This is a genomic window from Planococcus sp. CAU13 (genome assembly GCF_000775575.1).
In the GTDB taxonomy this organism is placed as follows: Bacteria; Bacillota; Bacilli; order Bacillales_A; family Planococcaceae; genus Planococcus.
On sequence record NZ_JRGN01000080.1, the window covers coordinates 1 to 3,833 of the forward strand.

Genomic DNA, 3,833 nt, shown 5'->3' on the forward strand with positions numbered 1-3,833 from the left:
GATGAGTTATTGTTAGATCCGGAACAGCCTGTCAAAATGGCAAAGGCAGTTAATAAGGCTGCATGCATGGCATATTTTTTGAGACCCAATGGATTTCCCCCTCTTACTACAGCTTTTGCATTGGTACGTCCACCAGCTCCGTTAGTTTCAGTTGCAGAGTACTTTAAAGCAGACGAAACACACAGCAGGCAAAAACGCGCTTCCCTAAATAGCGCCAGTTTGAAATAATAGATGTATCATCGACAGTACAGGACGGAGACGTCCCAATGATTTTGAATACCGAATATTTTTAATGAGGAGAAAATCATGTTATCAACAAAACAATTGCACGATATTGAACAACTTCAAAACGAAGTAGAAGCACACGATGACCTCGAATTGAAGTTGAACTGGGAAATGCTTCGGACCAGGGATTCCGATGGACTTGATTTTTTCCAATATGAAAACGGGGATATAACCGCTTTTATTGGCTTGTATGCATTTGGTTCAACCGTTGAAGTAACAGGAATGGTCAAACCGGACAAGCGCCGGAAACGGCACTTCACCAATCTGTTCGAACAAGCGATGGCGGCAGCAGTTCGAATTGGCTTTAAGAAGATTTTATTGAATGCACCCGCTGAATCCACGGCAGCCAAGGAATTCCTGAAAAAAATTGGAGCCAGCTACCAGTTTTCGGAACATCAGATGCGGTGGCAGCCCCAATCGCTCGAAGCTTCAACCGGATTTAAATTGCGGAAAGCGACCATCGACGATCTGGAGATGCGAATCAGGCTGGATGTGGAAGCTTTCGATATCCCGAAAGAAGATGCGGCGGCAATGGAATCGAGAATTGACGGCGACGCTGATGCGGACATATTCATGATTGATGCAGAAGATGAAACCGTAGGAAAGATACGTATTGAAAGACAAAACAATCAGGCATGGATCTACGGATTTTCAATTCTTCCTAAACATCAGGGAAAAGGCATTGGCCGTAAAGTATTGCGCCATGTCGTCAAAAAGCAGCATGAGCTCGGTTATTCTGTGCATCTGGATGTGGAAACAAAAAATGCCCATGCTTTAGGTTTATATGAAGCGATAGGATTTAAAATTGTGCATGCGCAAGATTACTATTTGTATAAAGGCTAATGCGACTGGTTCATTTTGGATAAATCGTCTCTGCCTCAAATTTCCCGGATCCCGGCAGCTCTTCAATCAAGCCTGAACCGAATAATGCTGCAGGCGTGTGGCTGCCGAAAGGATAATCTCCATCCAGTAAACGGCTCACGACTTCAAGTGCCCCGTATACAGTCAAATCGTAGACGTTTGCCGTCCGGATGCGCACCGTTGTCACCACGCCATCCGCGTTGCGCGCTTCTCCCCATATATAAGCAGGCGCACCGGCACGCAGCGTTTCATCCGGTCCGCTGACCCGGCGCTCCACCCATTTTTTCAACGTCTTCTGGATAAATGGAAATGCGAGCACCGAACTGGCAGGACTGAGAAATCGGGCACCGATTATGCGCGATTTCTTCATCGGTATCCACGTTGAAATATTCGGGATACCTGTAGTGTAAAATGCCGTCGATACGTCTCCCCACGGAATGCCGATCGCCGAGCGCGTGCCCCGCCCGAAATCGATCATCCGGCGCTGTTTACCGAGTTTCACCGGTACGATTTTACCATTCCGGCGCTCAGCGCTTCCGGATCCCATACCCTGGATCATCGTTTTATATGTACCAGGCGAAATGCCTGAATCCGAATCAAATCCAAGGGACAGGCTTATTGCGTCGGGCATCAGCTCTTTCAATTTGAGCCCAGTGCAATCTGTCGGGATCACATCGAAGCCAGCCCCCGAACAGATGGTGATACCCGCTTCTTTTGCCTTTCTGTCTTGCGCAAAACTGTTTTCAAAAACAGAAATTTCACCCGTAATGTCCAGGTAATCCGCTCCTGCTTCCAGGCAGGCTTCGATTATCGCTGCACTCGTTTTTTGAAATGGCCCGGCGCAGTGCAGCACAAGCGCAACGTCAGAAAGACTTTCAGCCGCAGATGCATTGACCGGAAAGACCCGCGTTTCCAGCTGCAATTCATCGCCTAGCGGCTTCAGTTTTTCCGGATTCCGCCCGGCCAGCACCGGACTCATGCCGCGCCTCTTCGCTTCACGTGCGATTAATTCTCCCGTATAGCCATAAGCTCCGTAAATCAGCCACTTTTTCTGCACGCGTGCCACTTCCTTTTCTTCTATTATTCAAGTTCTTAAAATCATACCTTATCTTAATGAACCTTTTCAAATCCGGGTTAAAATTTGTCCGCTTGCAGAAAGTTTTATTCTGTAGTAACATTTTCAAAGTAATCAACAACTGAACCGCCTATAGCATCTGTATAACCTTAAGGATACGGCTTAAGGGTCTCTACCAGGAACCTCAAAATCCTGATTACAGAAAACGACTTTTCGTTTTCTGTAATCAGGATTTTTTTTATTTTCTGATATTTCCATGTTTGAAAGGAAGCGTTTGTACAATGAATCTGAAAGTATATATTTTAGCCTTATCGACGGTTGCCGTCGGTCTCGTCGAATTGATCGTCGGAGGAATCCTGCCGACAATCGCTGATGAATTTGGCGTCTCCTTGAGTTCAGCCGGACAATTAATCACGGTATTTGCTTTGATTTATGCAATTGCCGGGCCCGTCCTGCTTGTCGCAACGAGCCGATTCGAACGCAAGAAGGTCTATTTGATTTCCTTGTTGATCTTTTTCTTCGGCAACATCATGACGTACTTCAGCCCGGATTTCACCTGGATGATGATTGCACGGGTTCTGACCGCCGCGAGTACGGCATTGATCATCGTCTTGTCGCTCACCATCGCCGCTAAAATCGTCGAGCCGCGTTTCCGCGCCAAAGCGATCGGCTTTATTTTCATGGGCGTCAGCTCCTCACTCGTCCTGGGTGTACCGCTCGGCATCCTGATTTCAGATGTGTTCGGCTGGCGCTTCATTTTCCTGGGAATCGCCGTCCTGTCGCTCGGCTCGATGGCGCTGATCGCGCGCTACATCCAGCCGATTCCCGGCGGTACAGCCGTTCCGCTGAAGCAGCAAATAAAAGCGGTGGCCAGCGCCAAGATCGGCTCTGCCCATCTCGCAACGATGTTCATGCTTGCCGGCCATTACACGGTCTATGCGTATTTCACGCCGTTTCTGGAAACGCAGCTTAACTTGAATCCTTTCTGGATCAGCGTCTTCTATCTCATCTTCGGAGTCGCTGCCGTCAGCGGCGGCGCTATCGGCGGGGCAATGTCCGATTCGATCGGTTCAAAACGCAGCATCCTGATCGTCATTTCAGCATTCGCCTTTTCTTTATTCCTTTTGCCATTCACGACTTTTTCCGTCATCCTCTTCGTGCCGGTCATGATCGTGTGGGCAGCACTCAGCTGGGCGCTCGCACCGCCGCAGCAAAGCTACCTGATTGAAACAGACCCATCCACGTCCGATATTCAGCAAAGCTTCAACAACTCGGCGCTGCAGATCGGCATTGCACTGGGCTCCGGTGTCGGCGGCTTCACCCTCGCCCAGACCGGGTCCGTAACCAGCACCGCCTGGGTCGGCGGCATCATCGTGCTCGGCGCCCTCAGTTTTGCCGTGTTTTCGTTGACGCGTCCCGGGGTTGTAAAAAATGAAGCAGAAATCAAATCTTAAGCTAATTGAAAAAGCGGCCGCACTTTGTGCGCCCGCTTTTTTTGGTTTTGAACTTAATAGAAGGCTTTTCGCCGGCGAAAAGCTTCGTTATTTGAGTTTGAGTTTGATGAGAGGTGGTGGCTTTTTGTGTTTATCAGCGATTTTCGGGTGTTTATCAG

Annotated in this window: 5 protein-coding genes and 1 riboswitch; of the genes, 4 read left to right on the forward strand and 1 reads right to left on the reverse strand. The window is 48.8% G+C overall.

Annotation, left to right across the window (positions count from 1 at the left end; genetic code table 11):
- Both KW93_RS17745 and KW93_RS03615 read left to right on the forward strand, forming a co-directional pair.
- A partial coding sequence (locus tag KW93_RS17745; protein WP_033541606.1) for a hypothetical protein occupies positions 1-228 on the forward strand: 228 nt, incomplete at its 5' end.
- A gap of 78 nt (positions 229-306) precedes the next feature.
- Entirely contained in the window at positions 307-1,128 is an 822-nt protein-coding gene (locus KW93_RS03615; RefSeq protein WP_033541607.1) for a GNAT family N-acetyltransferase, read from the forward strand.
- Positions 1,129-1,138: 10 nt separating this feature from the next.
- Here KW93_RS03615 and KW93_RS03620 read toward each other — a convergent pair whose 3' ends face one another.
- Positions 1,139-2,203, reverse strand: coding sequence for a saccharopine dehydrogenase family protein (locus KW93_RS03620; RefSeq protein ID WP_033541608.1), 1,065 nt, complete (start codon positions 2,201-2,203; stop codon positions 1,139-1,141).
- Positions 2,204-2,340: 137 nt separating this feature from the next.
- Positions 2,341-2,440: riboswitch (purine riboswitch) on the forward strand.
- A gap of 62 nt (positions 2,441-2,502) precedes the next feature.
- Here KW93_RS03620 and KW93_RS03625 point away from each other — a divergent pair.
- Positions 2,503-3,675, forward strand: a complete 1,173-nt coding sequence (locus KW93_RS03625; protein ID WP_033541609.1) for an MFS transporter — start codon at positions 2,503-2,505, stop codon at positions 3,673-3,675.
- A partial coding sequence (locus KW93_RS17750; protein ID WP_235318355.1) for a hypothetical protein occupies positions 3,653-3,833 on the forward strand: 181 nt, incomplete at its 3' end. The genes KW93_RS03625 and KW93_RS17750, both read left to right, overlap by 23 nt.

What these genes read in the sequence shown, in the direction of transcription:
- KW93_RS03615 (WP_033541607.1), top strand. Translation starts at nt 307, where the DNA reads ATGTTATCAACAAAACAATTGCACGATATTGAACAACTTCAAAACGAA.
- KW93_RS03625 (WP_033541609.1), top strand. Translation starts at nt 2,503, where the DNA reads ATGAATCTGAAAGTATATATTTTAGCCTTATCGACGGTTGCCGTCGGT.